The following is an 18,194-nucleotide window of genomic DNA, read 5'->3' as shown; positions in this document are numbered from 1 at the left end:
CCGCCTCCAGGCCATCGAGCGGGACACCGACGTGGCCTGAGCTGTGGTGCACACAACTTCGTACTCGATGGTGCACTCAGAGGAGTACCTAGACACGGTGCTCGTCAGCGACCTTGCGGGCGTGAGCGACCAGGGCGGGCGGGACCGGCACGGCCGGGGGCTCCGGGTCCGCGGCGGGCGCGGGCAGTGCTGGGGGCTCCTCAGCGACGAGGGCGGCGGCGGGCTCCGCGGTGGGAGCGGGTTCGGGCTCACGGTTGGGTGCGGGGGCCGGGGCTGCGGGCGCCGGCGGAACCGGCACCCGGTCCCCGGCCTCAGTGGGCGCGTGGGCGAGCAGGATGCTGCCGAGGAAGGCAATGGCGGGCCATCCGGCGACGAGGATGCGCAGCCAAGCCGGGGGGTGGGCCAGGTCGAGGAGCCCGGCGGTGGCGACGTTGGCGCCGAGCGAGGCCACCATGGCGACCAGGCACCAGAACCCCGCAGACGCGGACCGGTCAGCGCGCAGCCGCTCCATCACGCACACCAGCAGCAGATCCACCGACAGTGGGTAGGCCCAGGCCTTCCAGCCGCCCTGTCCGGCCGCGGCGGCGAGGTCATGCAGATGAGAAAAGGACAGCGAACCAACGATCACAGCCAGGGCAAGGACGACCATGCGGAGCCTGGGATTCACGGTCCTCACCTCCCTTCACAGGAGTCGGGCCGGGGACGGGGCGGGGAACATGTCCGGCCGCCCCCTCCCGGGCGGGGTTCAGTCGGTGGGGGCTTCGCCGGAGCCCCAGCAGGTCAGGCACAGACCCCCCTGCCGGTGGCCGGTGATCCGGCCCTTGCGGACGCCGACCTTGACGGCTTCGGTGATCTCGCCGTTGCCGTCGCAGTCCGGGCACTTCGCGGGCTCCGTCTTGGCCGGGGCCGCCCTGCGGCGGATGGCGGGCTTCTTCGCCGCGGTCACGGCGTCCACCCCTCGCCGGGGTACTCCGGGCCGTCACTCGGGTCGTAGCCGGGCGGGAGCAGGCCGGGCGGCGGCTCGGGGAGGGACGCGGCCAGGCACGGGCCGACGGTGTCGACGAAGTCGAGGTCAGCGCCGAAGGCGTCGGCGTAGAGGGCGAGTTGGCCGAGCATCACCACGGTGCGGGCGAAGTCCTCGCAGTGGGGGCACATGGCGGGTGATCTCCTTTTTGGGCATGGCTCGGGTAGGGACCTGGTGCGAAAGCGGTCGCGCCGACCGTGGAACGGGGGTGGGGTCAGGCGGCGGTGGCCACCGGGGGCGCCTCGACGGGCGCGAGATCCACCAATGGGCGGAAGCGGGCCAGCTCCGGCAGATCCGGGGTCAGATCCGCGTACTTGTTGCAGGCGGTGACGGATTCGCGCATGGAGGTGTAGGCGGAGCGGATCCGGGTCCAGTCGCCGTTGGAGTAGCCGACCACGGCCATGCCGGGCCGGTCGTTGCGGATCTGCGTGGCCGCGAACACCGCATGCGGGGACACGTCACCGAAGGCCATCTTCGAGCTGGACTCGTCGTTGACCCGGTGCGACATCCGGCCCGTGAGCTGGGCGCGCAGCATGGTGATCCCGTCGCCCAGTTCGGAGCCGAAGCGCTGCCCGTAGATGTCCACGAAGATCCCCGCAGCCCGGCCGAGCTGAGCCAGCCGGACCAGGGAGACCACGGCCCGCTCCCGGCGCTTCTTCTCCGCCGCGGTAGTGAACAGGGCCAGCTCGGCGATCTCGTCGATGGTGAGCACCACCGGCACCGGGCGCAGATGCTCGGGCAGTCCCCAGATGTCCGCGGTGATCTCCGCATCCGGGGTGTCCGCGCTGATGCGCTGCGCCTGCCGGATCACCTGATAGATCGTCTCCATGCGCGTGACGAGGGCCTCAAGGAGGTCGGCGGCGTCGTCGGGGTTGTCGGCCAGGGCCGAGAACCGGCGTGCCAGCGGAGCCAGCTCCACCCCGTTCTTGCAGTCGATCCCGACCAACGCGACCCGCTGCGCGGCGAGTTCCTTGATGACCCGGCGCTGCGTGACCGACTTACCGGAGCCGACCGCCCCCAGGGTGATCGAATGGGGCACCTCGCGGTAGTCGCGGTAGTGGACCGAGCCGTCCTCGCGCAGCGCGATCGGGATGCGCAGCTCACGCCGTTCCAGCCGGACCGGCATCTGCACCCGCTTGAGGACGTCGTAGCCGGTCATGGCGATCTCGACGGTGCCCGGCTTGACCTCGCGTGAGGTGACCTGGTGGACGCCGAAGGCGTGCCGCAGCCGGTCGACCGCGGCCGAGTAGTCGAAGGCATCCTGACCCGGCCGCATCCGCACCCGCAGCCGCAGCCCGGTCCGTGTGGGCTTGATCCACAGCAGGCGGGGCACCCGCTGCTGCGGGGTGTCCCAGCCGAACCAGCGGGCCAGGGTGAGCCGGAACCGCGAGGCCGCCACGGTGAGGTCACAGGCGTCCATCACGGACGCATACCGGAGGCGGACCTTGAGCGAGGCGAACAGGACACCGAAGGTCATCCAGTACCAGGCGGGGCGCCGCCACCGCAGCAGCAGCGCCAGCCCGGCCACGATCACCAGGGCGATCGTTAACCACGTCATGGCTCAGGCCGCCTTCGGCTTCGACGCAGCGGCGGCGAGGGAGGTCACGGCGACCGCGCGGAAGGCGATGCCGTGGCGCTTCTGGCCGTTGAACTCGTTCTCCCACGGCCGGGCGATCAGACCGGTGAGCGCGACGGGGGTGCCCATCACCAGGTCGCCGGAGATGCCCGGCTCGGGGACCGTGATGGAGAGGATCTCCACCTCGTCGTTGGCCGCGAACATCACGTCCACGGTCATCATCGTGGCGCCCGTGTCGGCGTCGGTGGCGACCTCACCGGTACGCCGGTCCTTGACTTTGGGCTGCGGCGTCTTGGCGACCATCACAGTGGCAGTGGAGGTGTCGACGGGGATCTGACGCATGATGGTGTCTCCCTGTTGGGACAAGCCCTGGGCTGCGTTGTGATCTTGGCGGATGGCACGCAGCCCGGGGCAGCTTGTTGTAGCGACACCATCGAAGCTACTCGCAGAAAAACTGCGAGTCAACAGAAAAACTGCGACTAGTAGGAGAACTCCGAGTCTGCGACACTGAGTGCGACGACAAGGAGGAAGAAATGGCCAACTTCGGGCTTTTTGTTCGCTTCACGCTGCGTGACGGTGCTGGCGACGAGTTCGATGCGCTCATGCGCGAGACCACCGCGGGGATCCGGGCCCACGAGCCCGGCACGTTGATCTATGCGTGCCACGAGGTCGAGGGCGCACCCAATGAGCGGATCTTCTTTGAGCTGTACGCCGATCGCGACGCTTTCGAGGAGCACGAGCGTCAGCCGCACACCCGTCACTTCCTGGCCGAGCGCTCCAAGTACGTCGAGAAGACCGAGGTTGACCGCCTTCAGCCGTATGCCGGCAAGTACCCCGCCGAGGTCGAGAAGTGACAGGTTCAGACGCCAAGACTGTCGGCCAGAGGGTTAAGGAGCTGCGTCGCGCCGCGGGCATGTCTCAGAGCGACCTTGCCGCAGCGATGGGACGCTCAGAGAGCTGGGTGTCGCAGGTCGAAAGAGGCGTGCAGCCCGTTGAGCGCCTGTCGGTGCTTCAAGCTCTCGCCGATGCGCTCAACGTGCCCGTGCGCGACCTACGGCTAGACGCTGCCCCGGCAGAGGAGTCCCAGTCCGAGGAACAGACGAAGAGCAACGACCTCGACGGTCTACGGGTAGCCCTCACGGGTCACCCCGCACTTGGCAGTCTCTTCGAGCAGCCCCCGGCCGATCCGACTCCCTCGCTTGCCGACTTCCGGCAGCAAGTCGACGAGGCGTGGACCCTCGTGCACGCATCGAGCTATGCGGCGCTGAGCGATCATCTCGCCCAGCTGCTCCCGAACATCGAGGCCGCAGTGCGCCACGCACCAGCAAGCGAGCGTGCAGAACTCCACGCCCTACGCGCCAAGGCGTACCAGGTGGCCGCGGCGAGCTTCACCCGGCAAGACCAGGCGGATGCCGCGTGGATCGCGGCCGACCGGGCGCTCCAGGCAGCCGAACTTGCAGGGCAGCCGCTTGAAGTCGTCGCAAGTCTGTTCCGCATGGCCCATGCCTTCATGCGGCAGCAGCACATGGACCAGGCCGAGCAGGCAGCGCAGTCCGCTGCGGCAGTGATGGGTCCGAGGACTGAGGCCCCAACGTGCCCGCCGGAAGAGCTGTCTCTGTTCGGCGCCATGAACCTGGTCCTTGCAGTGATCAACGCGAGGGAGGGAAACCGGGGACGCACCCACGAGCACATCGACCGAGCGCGCGGTATCGCAGCGCGGTTGGGCGCGGATCGCAACGACTTCGACACGGAGTTCGGGCCGACGAACGTAGAGATCCATGCCGTAAGTACCGCGGTGGAGTTGGGGGACGCGGGGCTCGCCCTCGACGTGGCCCAGCATGTTGACGCAGCGGGCCTTTCGCCTGAGCGGCAGTCACGTTTCCTGCTTGACGTGGCGCGGGCACACGCGCAGCGGCGACACGTCGGCGAGGCCACAGCCGCACTCTTGGAGGCTGAGGCCCTGGCACCCGAGCAGATCCATGACCATCACTTGGCCCGGGAACTCATCCGTGACTTGATCCAGCTCTCGGACCCTCGCATCCCCGAGTCATTGCGCAACTTGGCCGAGCGGAGCGCCGTGATCTAGGAGCCCCGATGCCCAGAGCCCGTGCGGTGGGAGTTTCCCTACATCATCAAGGCTCGCTGCGCTCGCTCGACCGGCGGCCGACGCCGCTTGTCGATCTCCGGGCCGCAGGCACCGCCCAAGCGCATCAACGGCCACTCTGGCCCGCACACCCCCGCCACCACGATCCGGCCTCAGGGATGGAAAAGATCAACCGCAGCGAGACCCCAACGCCCCGCCTCAGGGGCCAACACGCACCCCTTTCCACCCGGTTGCCTACAGAAGTAGGTCGGATCACACCGAGGGCCGCGCCAAGCGCGGCGGCGCCGGCCGGTCGCCGCCGCGCCGCCTCCATGTCTTCGCCACCGGCCGCACGTTGCCGCCCGTCCGTCGCCGCACGCAGCGGCCATATTCCAACACGGGCACGGGGGCGAACGGTGATCCCCAACGGTGCAGGTCAAAGACGCTTTGTGTTACCGAAAGAGGCCGGATCGCGGCGGCGGCGGCACACGGTCCGACGCTGCCAGCTACGCAGGCGTTCGCACGGCCAGCCGATCCCGCACCAGGCCGCCAGCCGGACGGCGGACGCGGCCATAGAGACGTAGAGCGCCAACACCCGACCTCGACCCAGAGCAGGGCCATGGTCAGAACGATGCCTCCGGCGGGGGATCGGCCGGCACCGGGATGGAGGGGGCGCCGTTCCCGACCGCGGGCCCGTGTATGGCGTGCGTGGTGGGCTCCCATCCCGTCCACCGTCGACCCAGGCAGAGCCGAGCAGACGCGGCCCATGGCGTCCAGGTCGTTCGTACAGTGGCGCGCTCCACCTGGACGCCATGAACCACGCCCGCTCCACGGTGTGTGGGTCGACGGCGGACGGGATGGGAGCTGGGGAGAGTGGTGGGTGATCGATCTCAGCTAGTGCGGGCCATGCGGGCCGCGAGCTCATCCAAGCTAAGGAAGTAGCGCGCATGCGTACGGAGCAAGTCAGCACGGCTCTTCGCGCTTAGTACCACGACCTCAACGTTTGCATGGTCGCGATACCGCTTCTCGGTCTCAAAGCGAGCAGCAAAAGCATCCCGCCGGTGTTCAAACTCCTGCTCATCCAGCAGGCGACCAGCAGAGCGGTCATACACGACGAGAACGTTGGTCATGAACCCACGCTACCAAGATCGCCCTGCTCAGAGACAGGTGTCATGCCGCTCATCTCCTCGCGGAGATCGGCTAGCCCCGCGCGTACGTCGTCCCACAGAGCTTGCAACTCTGCCTCATGATCGTTTGCCTCGAAAGCCTCAACCTTCTCCAGCGCGTCAATGAGATTGCTGAGTGAGACCGCGCTCTGGACCATGAACTCACGCAACTCATACGCAAGGTCGTAGATCTGGCGGCTGCTCGCCGCGCGCTCAGGCGTCTCCTCCATGACCTCACGCTCAATGGTGTGCCACCAGTGCACGGGAGGCTCGCCGTAGCGAATACCTCGCCCGATCAAGTCCGCCAGCTTCTCGAACATGTCAGCCCATTCGTGCTGCCACCGTGTCCTGACCTGGATCTCGACGGGGATACCGTCGGGGTACACGATCACGTGGACAGCACGGTAGCCCTGGCTTGGCTGCGAGCGGCGATCGATGATCTTGGGTTCGCGGGCACTAGCGCCGAAGGCTTGAGTGATCACCATCACAGCTTCGTCCTGATCCGTTCTATCCCCATTCAGCACGATCCGCATGCCCGCAAGGTCCTGAATGCTCTTCAACCAAGAGCCGCCGTGCCTGGCCAGCTTTTCCAAGATCGTCCCAGTGTTCTTCACGCGGCTGGTGGGCTCGAAGCCCAAGCGCCGCACAACCTCCAGGGCAGAGCCCAACGTGTCGTCGTAGGCGAGGAGCAGCTGCGCCAGCGCTGCGAGATCTTCATCACTCGGCTCGTCAGCCTTGGTCAAGTGTTCGCCAAGACGCACGATCTGGGACTTACTGAAGGGCAGTGCCATGGTGAGGGTTCTAGCATCCCAGAGAGGCTGCATGCGCCCGATTACCAGAGCCTCGCGCCCCCTGCGTGCCCGAACGGGAAGCGACAGGCAGGGACCAGCGGGAACATCGGTGAGCCTGCCAGGAAGGCCCAGCTCAGCGTCTCCCCAGCTCAGTCTGGGTCCGCATACACGATCTTCCAAACTGGTGCTCCAGGAGCCGGACGCGGCGGTCCTTGACTGGGCCATTAAGAGTCCACCGACCGCGTGGTGACGTACTGCTTGTCGGACGTCTGCTCCGGTAGGAAGATCCTCTGACGACGCTCCCGACGGGGACACATGCTGCAAGCCATACGGCATGGCAACTACGCACCGCTGGCCTTCTACGTGCTGGCAGCCATCTTCTGCCGCCTACTAGAGGACGAGAAGGCCTACTGTGATCAAAGCCAGGCCGAAGATCGGGTAGCACCGGAAGAGCCACGTAGGGAACGGTCTGTACGTAGCTCCCCGTTGTCCGTTCTTGAGGCGCTCCTCGATACGAGAGTTGATCTTTCCTACGTCCAGAGTGAGTGCCAGGCGGCTGGACCGCGCCAGCGCCGAGGACCTGCACGAGGTTCTCTGGCTCGTGGGCGAGCACCTCGCTGCCGGCGCGCCAATCCCGGCACTGCCCCACGAAGCCAACGAGCGGCTGGGCCGAGAGATCGGCACCCTGGGGCGCTCGCTGGGCAAGATCGCCCCCTCCTGAACATGTTGGGCTGGGCCGTCCAAGGCCAGCCAACGCCGACCGACAATGACAGAAGCCCACGGTATCTGAGCTGGTCAGAGCCATGGGCTTCGTCAGTCCCGCTGGTCAACGAGAGCGGTGACTACTGAACGCATCACAAGAGGGCTTGACGCCACCCATTGAGACTCCGCCGACCTCACCTTTTCCCTTGAGAATCGGGAAATTCCGCCGACCCCTTATGGCATACCCACCAACCCATCCCCCACGGAAATCAGCTCCACATGCCGCTATCTCCTCGACTGCAGCACATTGAAATCACGCCTAACCCAACGTTCAAGGAAGGTACGCGTTTTATCCTTCAGGGAAATCGACCTCAAGGATGCCAATGCACCCGAAAGGAGCTTGTCATCTTTTCTCGCTTGACCCCACTTAATCATAAGACTGGAAGCAACACCGTTCGTTTTTCCAATTGGTTCACGAGTTGATATATCCAGCGCCTCAACAGCCGGACACAGCAGCATGAGCACCGCATCCCGCATTCCTTCGGGATACTGGGAAATCGTCCCTCCACTACCAAACAACAGGAAGCGCAAAAGTGATCGATCCTCTGCATTTGCAGAAAACCAGGGAGTCTCGAGCGAGGGAATGAGACCACCCAAGTCCTCAAAGCACTTGACTATCGAACCCATCAACTCCGGCCGGATCACCGGGAGCATATCGGAGTTGCGCCAGATCCCATGCAAAACAAATGGCGGAAAGAATGCGGATAGCGCAGAGATCCTTTCATATAGTGCGGCAATTCCAAAGCGATTGACAGTATCAACTATCGATATTTCGCCCAGCGTAGCCCTCATGAGTGAGGCCCAGAGGTGGTCATCGCTGAATCCCTCAAGCCTCTCTTTTGCAATTTCGAATATTTCAGACTCCAGGGTACGCCAGTTTTCTAGGCTTGCTTCGGAGAGATAAGAACGATCAGTGCGCGCAAGCGGAAGACTGGAAAGAAAAATCACCTGTTGAAGCGGAACATCGCTGGACGGATTTCGCTCTAGCTCCCTGATCAAGGACTCGCGAAGGTGTTTCGTCACATTAGGAATGTTCTCTGCACTGGCATGGAGGATCGACTCAATGGCACGAAACCTCTGCTGCTCACCACCGATTTCTGCACCCACTTGTACGGCAATGTCACAAATCGCTCGAATGATGTCTGGGCGAGGCACGGCAAAGGAGAGGGAGCGTCCACAGAAAGAAATCAAATTACTACGCATGGCGGGACTATCAGCGGTACGGGCGGATTCCAGTACCATACCTATGAACGTATCAGAGCCGTCCTCAACGTTATTTCCTATCATTTGCAGGGCGAGTTGGGCCACGACATCCCACTCCGCCGCTATGATGCGCTCTTTAAGCACCTCAAATAGTTGCCCTGGCGTCGGATTCTTTCGAACTATTTGCGTCGCTGCAAAATACTCAAGAAATGTCCTATGCGTGAAGCCATACAAAGATTGCGTCTCTGTAGATCCCACATCGGTAAGCACCCAAGCCCGCCCCGTGCAGAAGTCTACAAACTGAGAAGCTGCGTTTTCCGCCTCTGCTTCATCGTCAAATCTCTTAGCGAGAAGAAATCGGGTCATGAAGTGAACGATCTCTTCTCGCGGCAGCCCGTGCTGTTTTCGGATGTCGGAGTAAATCCACAGTGCGAGAGCGTTGAGTGCGTACTTAACATGTGCATCAAATGGCAGCGTCACATGTATGCCCCGCTGCTTGTCCCACCGCTCAAACAAGAGCTCGGCACACTTTTTGTAGACGTCCGGACGATTTCCAGGAATGTAATTCTCGCTAGAATATATGCCACACATAAGTGAAAGGAGGAGCGGATTTTCTCGCAGGTCTGAGACGAATTCACTCTGGCTCAGGAACGAGTCGGCGAGTTCGCCCCTGCGGTTTTTGTCCACAGTGTCATCGAGATTAAACCATTTTTCTGCGTATGCTTTCACTTGCGATGATTCCAGGTTAGCTAGACTAACCGGCGTGAAAATCCCAGGATCTAGCGGAGCTTCGTCGTAGCCGACCCTTCTGGATGTAACCAATATGGGGGTATCAGGGAATCGAAAGGCGAACGACTCGACGAATTCCACAACTTTCCGCCTCAGTGCCGTGTCAGTGAGCTCGTCCAGGCCGTCAAACAACACGAAGGCTCGGCCAGAACTGAGTAGATACTCCACAGCCCCTTCGGGTGGCTCCACATTATAGGGAGAGCGGCAAATCTTTTCCAGATGGCGGATCATTGTCGCCTTCTGGCGTTCGAAATCTTCTGCGTGATCTCGCAGTACACATATGAACGGAACACGTGCCGAGGTCCCTGTTTGGGCTCCTCGAGCGATATCCCAGGCCAATTTGAGGGACAGCGTTGACTTTCCGCCCCCCGGATCGCCGAGAATGATAGTTCTGTGCGAGTTTTGCAGAACAAATTTCAAGTCGGGCCTAGCGGGGGCATTAAGATGACTCGCATGCTGCGGCAGCACAATCCTGGGCTCTACATAGAGCTTGCTATACGGGACTTTTCTGTTGGTGCCTGCATGAGGGAGCCGCATTGTCGCGTTCAGAGTTTTGACCTGTTCCTTCATCTCCTCTTCGAAAGAGTGATATTCCGCTAGCTCGGATATCCCGGAAAGCCTAGCGGCGCTCTTTGTGTTTGCCGACGCGTAGCAGGCCGCCAACCGAATACTGGAAGCGCGAGCCTCTGGCGTTAGGTCGGAGACTGAACGAATGGTTTGGGCATACTCAAATGCCTCACCCAGGAGAGAGCTCCATATAACCTCGCATATATGATCGCGGTCTTCATCATTCGACTCAATGTGAAGGCGTACGAGTTCTACGAGCTTCTCGCGTGTAGACTTAAGAGAATTCTGTTGCTTTTTTCGCGACAGATTGGCAAAGAGCTGCGTAAGTATGGAGAGAGATACAGACTCGAGCTCCGGAGAGTGCAAGAATGACCATATGTCTGAGGCGAGCCCCGATGACATATTCGGTATCTGTGATATCTCTTTCTGGCTAGCAAGGACTTCTCTGGTCTGTCGATGCTTCCAGCGTTCAGCAACAGCTCCTACACCCAGTCCTGCTAGCTTTCCTGCGGCGCCTCCTACGGTTTTTGCAGCTGCTGCCGCGACAGCGTCATCAAGGCCCGTAACCATAGTGCTTTCTCCCGCTACAACGTGACGTTGGGGGATGAAAATTGAGGGACGTCGGGACCCACCCAGGAACCTGTCGAGGCCCGTTGCGAACCATGATCAAGACGCCTGGGGGCCCGCCACTCTGACGTGCTGCTCCATCTATTTAATTTTGCGTCTTGATCCTTTATGGTGCCACTGGAACCGCAGGCCCCCAAGACGAGCTTCGTCGCGACTGCGATCACATGCGCGTACGAGCTAGCCGAACGTCCGCACTCAGCGCCCGGAAACGGCCAGGTCAGGCCCGCTCACCCGGTGGTCCGCTCCAGCGCCTTCTAAGCGCTTGGCCTGAGAAGCAGCGCGGCGGCTCAGTCGAGAGGTAGCGCCGGGCCAGCGGCGAAGCCTTCGGACTGGTCCAGGTGGAACGGGGAGGCCGGCTGCGTGGGGGACCAGCCTCGGGAGAGAGCCAACGCGATAGCGGCGGCGACGTCTCTGGGCAGAACCGCGACACTCGGCGCACCGAACCAGTTGCTGGCGTGTGGCTGATTCGTGGTGACGACCAGGGTCGTGCCAGGGGTATCAGCGTGCTGCACGGCGTACGTGCACGGTCGATCACAGAGAGCCTGGTCGTACGTGGGCTGGCGGCGCAGGCGCCAACGGAAAGTCGTGCCGTCGACGACGGTGCGTCGCGAACCCTTGCGGCCGATTGCCATGGCGCACCCCCGTCCCCTGGACTGGCAGCGATGCTAGCTGGTCAGGCCCTGGGGGATCCGAGAATTTCGGGCCGTCTGTGGGCCGTCCGAGGGCGCTCAGCGGTGACGGATGACGACCACCAGTGACAGGCGTCCCACCTCGCAGCCCCAGGTCACCCAATTGGATCTGCGACACTGGTACAGCCATGCCTAAGCCCGGAGAACTCACTTTCGTCGCCCCCCGCGGAGCCAAGAAGCCGCCGCGGCATCTTGCCGATCTCACGCCCGCCGAGCGCAAGGAAGCGGTGGCCGAGATCGGCGAGAAGCCGTTTCGTGCCAAGCAGCTGTCGCAGCACTACTTCGCGCGGTATGCGCACGACCCGGCGGAGTGGACCGACATCCCGGCCGGTTCGCGCGGCAAGCTGCAGGAGGCGCTGCTTCCCGAGCTGATGACGGTCGTACGGCATCTGTCGACCGACCAGGGGACGACCCGCAAGACCCTGTGGCGGCTGTTCGACGGGACGCTCGTCGAGTCGGTGCTGATGCGCTACCCGGACCGGGTGACCATGTGCATCAGCTCGCAGGCCGGCTGCGGGATGAACTGCCCCTTCTGCGCCACCGGGCAGGCCGGGCTCGACCGGAATCTGTCCACCGCCGAGATCGTGCACCAGATCGTCGACGGGATGCGGGCGCTGCGGGACGGCGAGGTGCCCGGCGGGCCCTCCCGGCTGTCCAACATCGTCTTCATGGGGATGGGCGAGCCGCTCGCCAACTACAAGCGCGTGGTCGGGGCCGTCCGGGCGCTCACCGATCCCGCTCCGGACGGGCTCGGGCTGTCGCAGCGCGGCATCACCGTCTCGACCGTCGGTCTGGTGCCCGCGATCCACCGGTTCGCCGACGAGGGCTTCAAGTGCCGGCTCGCCATCTCGCTGCACGCGCCGGACGACGAGCTGCGCGACACCCTCGTCCCCGTCAACACGCGGTGGAAGGTGCGCGAGGTCCTCGACGCCGGGTTCGAGTACGTCGAGAAGAGCGGGCGGCGGCTGAGCATCGAGTACGCGCTCATTCGCGACATCAACGACCAGGCGTGGCGCGGTGACCGGCTCGGGCGGCTGCTCCGTGGCAAGCCCGTGCACGTCAACCTCATCCCGCTGAACCCGACGCCCGGCTCGAAGTGGACCGCCTCCCGGCCCGAGGACGAGAAGGCCTTCGTCGAAGCCATCGCCGCGCATGGTGTGCCGGTGACCGTCCGGGACACCCGGGGGCAGGAGATCGACGGGGCCTGCGGTCAGCTCGCGGCCACCGAGCGGTAGCCTGAGCCGGTACGTACATCTTCATATTCCGACAGGGGAGCGCCACAGCGCTGAGAGTGCGGCAACCGGGCCGCAGACCCTCTGAACCTTGCCCAGGTCATTCTGGGTAGGAAGTTCGGTCTTCACTCGAGCTGTTGCGCCCTGCCCGGGAGCCGGCGGAATGCTCCGGCGGTCCCGGGCAGGGCCGCGTCTCTTCCTGGTCAGCCAGGAGGAATTCAGTGCACACCAAGACGTTCGTGGCCGCCGCGGTCGGCCTCGGCCTGATCACGCTGTCCGCGTGCGGGTCCTCGTCCGGCAGCGGAGGCTCGGCGGACTCCAAGACCGTGACCCTCGTCAGCCACGACTCGTGGGCCGTCTCGAAGAACGTCCTCGCGGACTTCGAGAAGCAGTCCGGATACAAGGTCAGGGTCCTCAAGAGCGGCGACGCCGGGCAGGCCGTCAACAAGGCCATCCTCACCAAGGACAACCCGCAGGGCGACGTCTTCTTCGGCGTCGACAACACCTTGCTCTCGCGGGCGCTCGACAACGGGCTGTTCCAGTCGTACGAGGCGAAGGGCGCGGACCGGATCCAGGCGCAGTACCGGGTCGACCAGGCGAGGCACCGGGTCACGCCGATCGACTCCGGTGACATCTGCGTCAACTACGACAAGGCGTACTTCAGCGAGCACAAGCTGACCCCGCCCCAGTCGTTCGACGATCTCGTCAAGCCCGCCTACAAGAACCTCCTCGTCACCGAGAACGCCTCCACCTCCTCGCCCGGCCTCGGCTTCCTGCTCGGCACCGCCGCCCAGTACGGAGACGACGGCTGGCAGGGCTACTGGAAGAAGCTCAAGGCGAACGGCGTGAAGGTCGTCGACGGCTGGGAGCAGGCCTACAACCAGGAGTTCTCCGGATCCGCGGGCGGCAAGAAGGCCAAGGCGGACCGGCCGCTCGTCGTCTCCTACGCCTCTTCGCCGCCCGCCGAGGTCATCTACGGCGACCCGAAGCCGAAGACCGCGCCGATCGGAACGTCGTACGGCACCTGCTTCCGGCAGATCGAGTACGCCGGGCTGCTCAGCAACGCCGGGAACACCAAGGGCGGGAAGGCGTTCATCGACTTCCTGGTCGGCAAGGAGTTCCAGGAGGACATGCCGCTCAACATGTTCGTCTACCCGGTGATCGAGGGCGCCAAGGTGCCGCCGGAGTTCGCGAAGTACGGGCAGCCGGCCAAGGACCCCGAGACCATGGCCCCGACGAAGATCGCCGCCAACCGTGACCAGTGGGTCAAGTCGTGGACGTCACTCGTACTGAAGTAGCCGTCCGCCAAAGGCGGACGGGGAGCGCGGTGCGGCTCGGCCTGATGGCCGTGCCCGTCGCGTTCTTCGCCGCCTTCTTCGTCTGGCCCGTCGCCGCGATCGTGGCGCGCGGGCTCAAGGTCGACGGGAAGTGGCAGTTCGGGCGGATCGCCGACGTCGTCACGCAGTCCGACATCCGGCACGTCCTGTGGTTCACCACCTGGCAGGCGCTCGCCTCCACCGCGCTCACGCTCCTGGTCGCGCTCCCCGGCGCGTATGTCTTCGCGCGCCTCGACTTTCCCGGCAAGCAGGTGCTGCGGGCCGTCGTCACCGTCCCGTTCGTGCTGCCGACGGTCGTCGTCGGTACGGCGTTCCTGGCGCTGGTCGGACGCGGGGGACTGCTCGACGAGCTGTGGGGCGTACGGCTGGACACCACGGTCTGGGCCATCCTGCTGGCGCACGTCTTCTTCAACTACGCCGTGGTCGTACGGACCGTCGGCGGTCTGTGGGGGCAGCTCGACCCGCGTCAGGAGGAGGCGGCACGGATGCTGGGTGCGTCTCCGCTGCGGGCCTGGCGGAAGGTGACCCTGCCGGCGCTCGCGCCCGCCGTGGCCGCCGCCGCGCTGATGGTGTTTCTGTTCACCTTCACCTCCTTCGGCGTGGTGCAGATCCTCGGCGGCCCGACCTTCTCCACCCTTGAGGTCGAGATCTACCGGCAGACCTCGGAGATCTTCGACCTGTCCACCGCCGCGGTGCTCACGATCGTCCAGTTCGCCGCCGTCGGCGCGATCCTCGCCGTGCACGCCTGGACGGTACGGCGGCGGGAGACCGCCCTGCGGCTCGTGGACGCGAACATCACGGCGCGGCGGCCGCGCGGGGCCGGGCAGTGGGCGCTGCTGGCCGGGGTCCTCGCCACCGTCCTCCTGCTGCTCGTGCTGCCGCTCGCGGTGCTGGTGCAGCGCTCCCTCGGCGCCTCCGGCTTCGGCTACTACCGGGCGCTGACCCACGACGACGGCGGGACCTTCCTCGTGCCGCCGATCCAGGCCATCGGCAACTCGCTGCAGTACGCCCTCGCCGCGACCGCCATCGCCGTGGCGATCGGCGGTCTGGCCGCCGCGGCGCTCGCGCGCCGGGACGCGGGCCGGCTGGTCCGCGGCTTCGACGCGCTGCTGATGCTGCCCCTGGGCGTCTCCGCCGTGACCGTCGGCTTCGGCTTCCTGATCGCGCTGGACAAGCCGCCGCTGGATCTGCGCAGTTCATGGATTCTGGTGCCGCTCGCGCAGGCGCTGGTGGGCGCCCCCTTCGTCGTACGGACCATGCTGCCGGTGCTGCGGGCCGTGGACGCGCGTCTGCGGGAGGCGGCGGCCGTGCTCGGGGCCTCGCCGTGGCGGGTGTGGCGGGAGGTCGATCTGCCGATGGTGCGGCGGGCGCTGCTGGTCGCGGCCGGGTTCGCGTTCGCGGTGTCACTGGGGGAGTTCGGGGCGACCGTGTTCATCGCGCGGCCGGACAACCCGACGCTGCCGGTCGCCGTGGCGCGGCTGCTCGGCAGGCCGGGCGACCTCAACTACGGGCAGGCGATGGCCCTTTCGACGATTCTGATGGTGGTGTGCGCAGTGGCGCTGCTGGTCCTGGAGCGGCTGCGCACCGACCGGAGCGGGGAGTTCTAGATGCTGCTGAGCCTTGAGGATGCGACCGTGCGGTTCGGCGGGCGGGCCGTGCTCGACGCCGTCGGCCTCGATGTCGCCGAACACGAGATCGTGTGCGTGCTCGGGCCCAGCGGCAGCGGCAAGTCGACGCTCCTGAGGGCGGTTGCCGGGCTCCAGCCCCTCTCCTCCGGGCGGGTGCTGCTCGACGGACGCGACCAGTCGGGCGTGCCCGCGCACAAGCGGGAGGTGGGCCTGATGTTCCAGGACCATCAGCTGTTCCCGCAGCGGGACGTGGGCGGCAACGTCGCCTTCGGGCTGCGCATGCACGGCGCCTCGCGCCCTCGACAGGACGACCGGGTACGGGAGTTGCTCGACCTCGTCGGGCTGCCGGGTGCCGCGCGCCGGGCCGTCGCCTCGCTCTCCGGCGGTGAGCAGCAGCGCGTCGCGCTGGCCCGCGCGCTCGCGCCACGGCCGCGGCTGCTGATGCTGGACGAGCCGCTCGGTCAGCTCGACCGCTCGCTGCGGGAGCGGCTGGTCGTCGAACTGCGGGAACTCTTCGGGCAGTTGGGGACCACCGTCCTCGCCGTGACGCACGACCAGGGCGAGGCCTTCGCGCTCGCCGACCGGGTCGTGGTGATGCGGGACGGGCGGATCGCGCAGTCCGGTACGCCACTGGAGGTGTGGCAGCGTCCCGCGGACGAGTTCGTGGCCCGGTTCCTCGGCTTCGACAACGTGGTCGAGGGGATGGTGAGCGGGGAGGCCGCGGACACCCCCTGGGGCAAGCTGCCGGTGCCGCAGGACGCCCCGCAGGGCACCCGCACACTGCTCGTACGGCCCGCCGGTGTCCGGCTCGTCCCCGCCGACGAGGGCCTGCGCTGCACCGTGGCCGCACGCACCTTCAAGGGCACCCATGTGGCCGTACAGGTGCAGCCGGAGGAGGCGCCGCGGATCGAGGCGGCGGTGGCGCTGCGGGAGGCGCCGGAGGTCGGGGACGCGGTCGGGGTGGAGTTCGACGCTGCGGAAATCGTGGTGCTCGGCTGAGAACCCGCGGCCGGAGGCCGCTGATGGATGCGTCGCATAAGCTGCGCGCGATGACACTTCTTACGCATGATCGCTACTGCGACGAGATCGCCCACCAGGTGGAGCAGTTGAGGGCGGTGGTGACGAGCGGCGCCGATCTGTCCGTGACCGTCCCGACCTGTCCGGACTGGACCCTGGAAATGCTCAACCTGCACATGGGCGGCGTCCTGCGCTGGGCCGGGACGCTGGTGCGGAAACGGGCCGAGGAGAACGTCCCCGACGAGGAGATTCCGCGCGGCGACGGCCCCGAGGCCCCGGGGGACGCCGAGGCCCTCGACGCCTGGCTGGCGGAGGCCGGGGAGCTGGCGGTGGGCGCGCTGCGCGAGGCCGGGCCCGACGCGAAGGCGTGGTCCTGGTCCGGGATCCACACGTCCGGCTTCTGGGCACGACGTATGACGCACGAGATCACCGTCCACCGGGCGGACGCCGCACTGACGGCCGGGCTGCCCTACGAGGTCGCGCCCGAGGTGGCCGCCGACGCGATCGACGAGTGGCTCGAGATCGTGGAATGGAAACAGCGGGCGGAGCCCGACGAGGCGGCTTCGCGCGAGCTGCGCGGACCCGGTCGCAGCATCCACCTCCATGCCACCGACACCGCCCCCGAGCTGAACGCCGAGTGGGTCGTCGAGCTCACCGAGGACGGCGTCTCCTGGCACCGCGGCCACGAGAAGGCGGACGTCGCCCTGCGCGGCCCCCTCACCCAGGTCCTCCTCGCCTTCTACGGCCGACTCCCGCTGGAAACCCCGGAGTTGGAGGTTCTGGGCGACCGGGAGCTGCTGGAGTTCTGGCTCAAGCGGGCGAGCTTCTGAACGACTGCGGCCCGTCCCCGGGACACGGGGACGGGCCGCAGCGGTGTTCTGTGAGAGGCGTCAGCGGCTGCTGTTCGCCCCACGACGGCGCATGCCGAAGAAGACGGCGCCGCCGCCGACCACGACCAGCGCGCCCGCGATACCGGCGATCAGGCCGGTGTTGGAGTTCGCACCGGTCTCGGCGAGGTTCGAGTCACCGGCCGCCGGGGACGGCGCGTTGGACGAGGTGCCGGCCGGGGTGCTCTCCGAGGCCGACGGGGTCGGGCTCGGGGACTCGGCCGGGGTCGAGGCGGACGCCGACGGCGACGGGGTCGCAGGCGGGGTCGACTCGTCCTTGGAGCAGCCCTCGGACGGAGTCGTCAGGTTCGGCGTGATGTCCTTGTCGACGATCAGGTGGTCCTTGTCGCGCCCGGCCTGCACGCGGACGCGGTACTCGGCGTTCGGCGACCAGTTCTCGTCGAAGGTGATGGTGACACCCTCGCGGGAACCCGTGACGTCCTTCGAACCGACCGTCTTGACGTCGGCACCGTTGTTTTCCAGGAACACGGTGACCGTGGCGGGGGTACCGGAGGCGTCCTGGTCGGTGACGGTGATGACGCCCTTGCTGCCGTCGCACTTGGCTTCGGCGGAGAACTCACTGATGTTGCAGGCGAGCGCGCTGCCCGCGGCGCTCAGCGCCAGCGCGGAGGACGCGGCGGCGACGCCCAGGATCTGCACGGAACGACGTGCGGTACGGCGAGATATGGACACGTTTGCCCTTCACGGGAGGTGCAACTGCGGGGGGCTGACGAGGGACGTGAAGCGACAGTGGAGGTGAAGCCCCACACTCCCCAGGAGAAACAAAGGTTTATAAGCGTTCGATAAGGAGTGTCA

17 protein-coding genes and 1 riboswitch are annotated in these 18,194 nt (G+C 65.9%); of the genes, 8 read left to right on the top strand and 9 right to left on the bottom strand.

The window, feature by feature from the left end; all coding sequences use genetic code 11:
* Window positions 1-88 precede the first annotated feature (88 nt).
* From ACFY1U_RS46665 to ACFY1U_RS46645, 5 genes are all read right to left on the bottom strand, one after another.
* On the bottom strand, window positions 89-649 hold the full coding sequence (locus ACFY1U_RS46665) for a DUF2637 domain-containing protein (protein ID WP_390700173.1): 561 nt from the start codon (window positions 647-649) through the stop codon (window positions 89-91).
* A gap of 96 nt (window positions 650-745) precedes the next feature.
* Window positions 746-946 carry a hypothetical protein gene (locus ACFY1U_RS46660; protein WP_390700167.1) on the bottom strand — a complete coding sequence of 67 codons (201 nt, stop codon included), beginning with the start codon at window positions 944-946 and terminating at the stop codon, window positions 746-748.
* Window positions 943-1,155 carry a hypothetical protein gene (locus ACFY1U_RS46655; RefSeq protein ID WP_390700166.1) on the bottom strand — a complete coding sequence of 71 codons (213 nt, stop codon included), beginning with the start codon at window positions 1,153-1,155 and terminating at the stop codon, window positions 943-945. The genes ACFY1U_RS46660 and ACFY1U_RS46655 overlap by 4 nt, the downstream gene beginning before the upstream one ends.
* An 83-nt stretch (window positions 1,156-1,238) precedes the next feature.
* Window positions 1,239-2,582 (bottom strand): FtsK/SpoIIIE domain-containing protein, encoded by a 1,344-nt coding sequence (locus ACFY1U_RS46650; RefSeq protein WP_390700165.1) that lies wholly within the window; start codon window positions 2,580-2,582, stop codon window positions 1,239-1,241.
* A 3-nt stretch (window positions 2,583-2,585) separates the two neighbouring features.
* Window positions 2,586-2,942, bottom strand: coding sequence for a hypothetical protein (locus tag ACFY1U_RS46645; RefSeq protein WP_390700164.1), 357 nt, complete (start codon window positions 2,940-2,942; stop codon window positions 2,586-2,588).
* A 191-nt stretch (window positions 2,943-3,133) separates the two neighbouring features.
* On the opposite strand from ACFY1U_RS46645, the gene ACFY1U_RS46640 reads away from it, so the two are divergent.
* Window positions 3,134-3,454: a putative quinol monooxygenase gene (locus ACFY1U_RS46640; RefSeq protein WP_390700163.1), complete on the top strand. Its 321-nt coding sequence runs from the start codon at window positions 3,134-3,136 to the stop codon at window positions 3,452-3,454.
* On the top strand, window positions 3,451-4,686 hold the full coding sequence (locus tag ACFY1U_RS46635) for a helix-turn-helix domain-containing protein (protein WP_390700162.1): 1,236 nt from the start codon (window positions 3,451-3,453) through the stop codon (window positions 4,684-4,686). Before ACFY1U_RS46640 ends, ACFY1U_RS46635 begins: the two co-directional genes overlap by 4 nt.
* Before the next feature lie 887 nt (window positions 4,687-5,573).
* Here ACFY1U_RS46635 and ACFY1U_RS46630 read toward each other — a convergent pair.
* Together ACFY1U_RS46630 and ACFY1U_RS46625 are read right to left on the bottom strand one after the other, a co-directional pair.
* The gene (locus ACFY1U_RS46630) at window positions 5,574-5,813 is read right to left on the bottom strand and encodes a hypothetical protein (protein ID WP_390700161.1); all 240 of its coding nucleotides are present in this window, start codon (window positions 5,811-5,813) and stop codon (window positions 5,574-5,576) included.
* The gene (locus tag ACFY1U_RS46625) at window positions 5,810-6,640 is read right to left on the bottom strand and encodes a RelA/SpoT domain-containing protein (RefSeq protein WP_390700160.1); all 831 of its coding nucleotides are present in this window, start codon (window positions 6,638-6,640) and stop codon (window positions 5,810-5,812) included. Before ACFY1U_RS46625 ends, ACFY1U_RS46630 begins: the two co-directional genes overlap by 4 nt.
* A 541-nt stretch (window positions 6,641-7,181) precedes the next feature.
* Here ACFY1U_RS46625 and ACFY1U_RS46620 point away from each other — a divergent pair.
* The gene (locus ACFY1U_RS46620) at window positions 7,182-7,361 is read left to right on the top strand and encodes a hypothetical protein (RefSeq protein WP_390700159.1); all 180 of its coding nucleotides are present in this window, start codon (window positions 7,182-7,184) and stop codon (window positions 7,359-7,361) included.
* A 266-nt stretch (window positions 7,362-7,627) separates the two neighbouring features.
* Here the strand turns inward: ACFY1U_RS46620 and ACFY1U_RS46615 are convergent, their stop codons facing one another.
* Window positions 7,628-9,964 (bottom strand): NACHT domain-containing protein, encoded by a 2,337-nt coding sequence (locus ACFY1U_RS46615; RefSeq protein ID WP_390700158.1) that lies wholly within the window; start codon window positions 9,962-9,964, stop codon window positions 7,628-7,630.
* Between the two features lie 1,441 nt (window positions 9,965-11,405).
* Here ACFY1U_RS46615 and rlmN point away from each other — a divergent pair.
* From rlmN to ACFY1U_RS46590, 5 genes are all read left to right on the top strand, one after another.
* Window positions 11,406-12,512: a 23S rRNA (adenine(2503)-C(2))-methyltransferase RlmN gene (rlmN, locus tag ACFY1U_RS46610; protein ID WP_390700157.1), complete on the top strand. Its 1,107-nt coding sequence runs from the start codon at window positions 11,406-11,408 to the stop codon at window positions 12,510-12,512.
* A 23-nt stretch (window positions 12,513-12,535) separates the two neighbouring features.
* Window positions 12,536-12,643: riboswitch (TPP riboswitch) on the top strand.
* 87 nt (window positions 12,644-12,730) lie between these two features.
* Window positions 12,731-13,807 carry a thiamine ABC transporter substrate binding subunit gene (locus ACFY1U_RS46605; protein ID WP_390700156.1) on the top strand — a complete coding sequence of 359 codons (1,077 nt, stop codon included), beginning with the start codon at window positions 12,731-12,733 and terminating at the stop codon, window positions 13,805-13,807.
* 44 nt (window positions 13,808-13,851) lie between these two features.
* On the top strand, window positions 13,852-15,453 hold the full coding sequence (locus ACFY1U_RS46600; protein WP_390700172.1) for an ABC transporter permease: 1,602 nt from the start codon (window positions 13,852-13,854) through the stop codon (window positions 15,451-15,453).
* Window positions 15,454-16,473: an ABC transporter ATP-binding protein gene (locus tag ACFY1U_RS46595; RefSeq protein ID WP_390700155.1), complete on the top strand. Its 1,020-nt coding sequence runs from the start codon at window positions 15,454-15,456 to the stop codon at window positions 16,471-16,473. It begins immediately after the preceding gene.
* Between the two features lie 50 nt (window positions 16,474-16,523).
* The gene (locus tag ACFY1U_RS46590; RefSeq protein ID WP_390700154.1) at window positions 16,524-17,321 is read left to right on the top strand and encodes a maleylpyruvate isomerase family mycothiol-dependent enzyme; all 798 of its coding nucleotides are present in this window, start codon (window positions 16,524-16,526) and stop codon (window positions 17,319-17,321) included.
* 60 nt (window positions 17,322-17,381) lie between these two features.
* Here the strand turns inward: ACFY1U_RS46590 and ACFY1U_RS46585 are convergent, their stop codons facing one another.
* Window positions 17,382-18,071, bottom strand: coding sequence for an LAETG motif-containing sortase-dependent surface protein (locus tag ACFY1U_RS46585; protein WP_390700153.1), 690 nt, complete (start codon window positions 18,069-18,071; stop codon window positions 17,382-17,384).
* Between the last annotated feature and the right edge of the window lie 123 nt (window positions 18,072-18,194).

Source organism: Streptomyces sp. NPDC001351 (genome assembly GCF_042896045.1).
GTDB lineage: Bacteria > Actinomycetota > Actinomycetes > Streptomycetales > Streptomycetaceae > Streptomyces.
The sequence above is the reverse complement of the archived record's forward strand: the minus strand, read 5'-3'. Positions and strand labels throughout refer to the sequence as shown.

What these genes read in the sequence shown, in the direction of transcription:
- ACFY1U_RS46665 (WP_390700173.1), bottom strand. Translation starts at nt 649, where the DNA reads ATGGTCGTCCTTGCCCTGGCTGTGATCGTTGGTTCGCTGTCCTTTTCT.
- ACFY1U_RS46655 (WP_390700166.1), bottom strand. Translation starts at nt 1,155, where the DNA reads ATGTGCCCCCACTGCGAGGACTTCGCCCGCACCGTGGTGATGCTCGGC.
- ACFY1U_RS46650 (WP_390700165.1), bottom strand. Translation starts at nt 2,582, where the DNA reads ATGACGTGGTTAACGATCGCCCTGGTGATCGTGGCCGGGCTGGCGCTG.
- ACFY1U_RS46645 (WP_390700164.1), bottom strand. Translation starts at nt 2,942, where the DNA reads ATGCGTCAGATCCCCGTCGACACCTCCACTGCCACTGTGATGGTCGCC.
- ACFY1U_RS46640 (WP_390700163.1), top strand. Translation starts at nt 3,134, where the DNA reads ATGGCCAACTTCGGGCTTTTTGTTCGCTTCACGCTGCGTGACGGTGCT.
- ACFY1U_RS46630 (WP_390700161.1), bottom strand. Translation starts at nt 5,813, where the DNA reads ATGACCAACGTTCTCGTCGTGTATGACCGCTCTGCTGGTCGCCTGCTG.
- ACFY1U_RS46625 (WP_390700160.1), bottom strand. Translation starts at nt 6,640, where the DNA reads ATGGCACTGCCCTTCAGTAAGTCCCAGATCGTGCGTCTTGGCGAACAC.
- ACFY1U_RS46615 (WP_390700158.1), bottom strand. Translation starts at nt 9,964, where the DNA reads ATGAAGGAACAGGTCAAAACTCTGAACGCGACAATGCGGCTCCCTCAT.
- rlmN (WP_390700157.1), top strand. Translation starts at nt 11,406, where the DNA reads ATGCCTAAGCCCGGAGAACTCACTTTCGTCGCCCCCCGCGGAGCCAAG.
- ACFY1U_RS46600 (WP_390700172.1), top strand. Translation starts at nt 13,852, where the DNA reads ATGGCCGTGCCCGTCGCGTTCTTCGCCGCCTTCTTCGTCTGGCCCGTC.
- ACFY1U_RS46595 (WP_390700155.1), top strand. Translation starts at nt 15,454, where the DNA reads ATGCTGCTGAGCCTTGAGGATGCGACCGTGCGGTTCGGCGGGCGGGCC.
- ACFY1U_RS46590 (WP_390700154.1), top strand. Translation starts at nt 16,524, where the DNA reads ATGACACTTCTTACGCATGATCGCTACTGCGACGAGATCGCCCACCAG.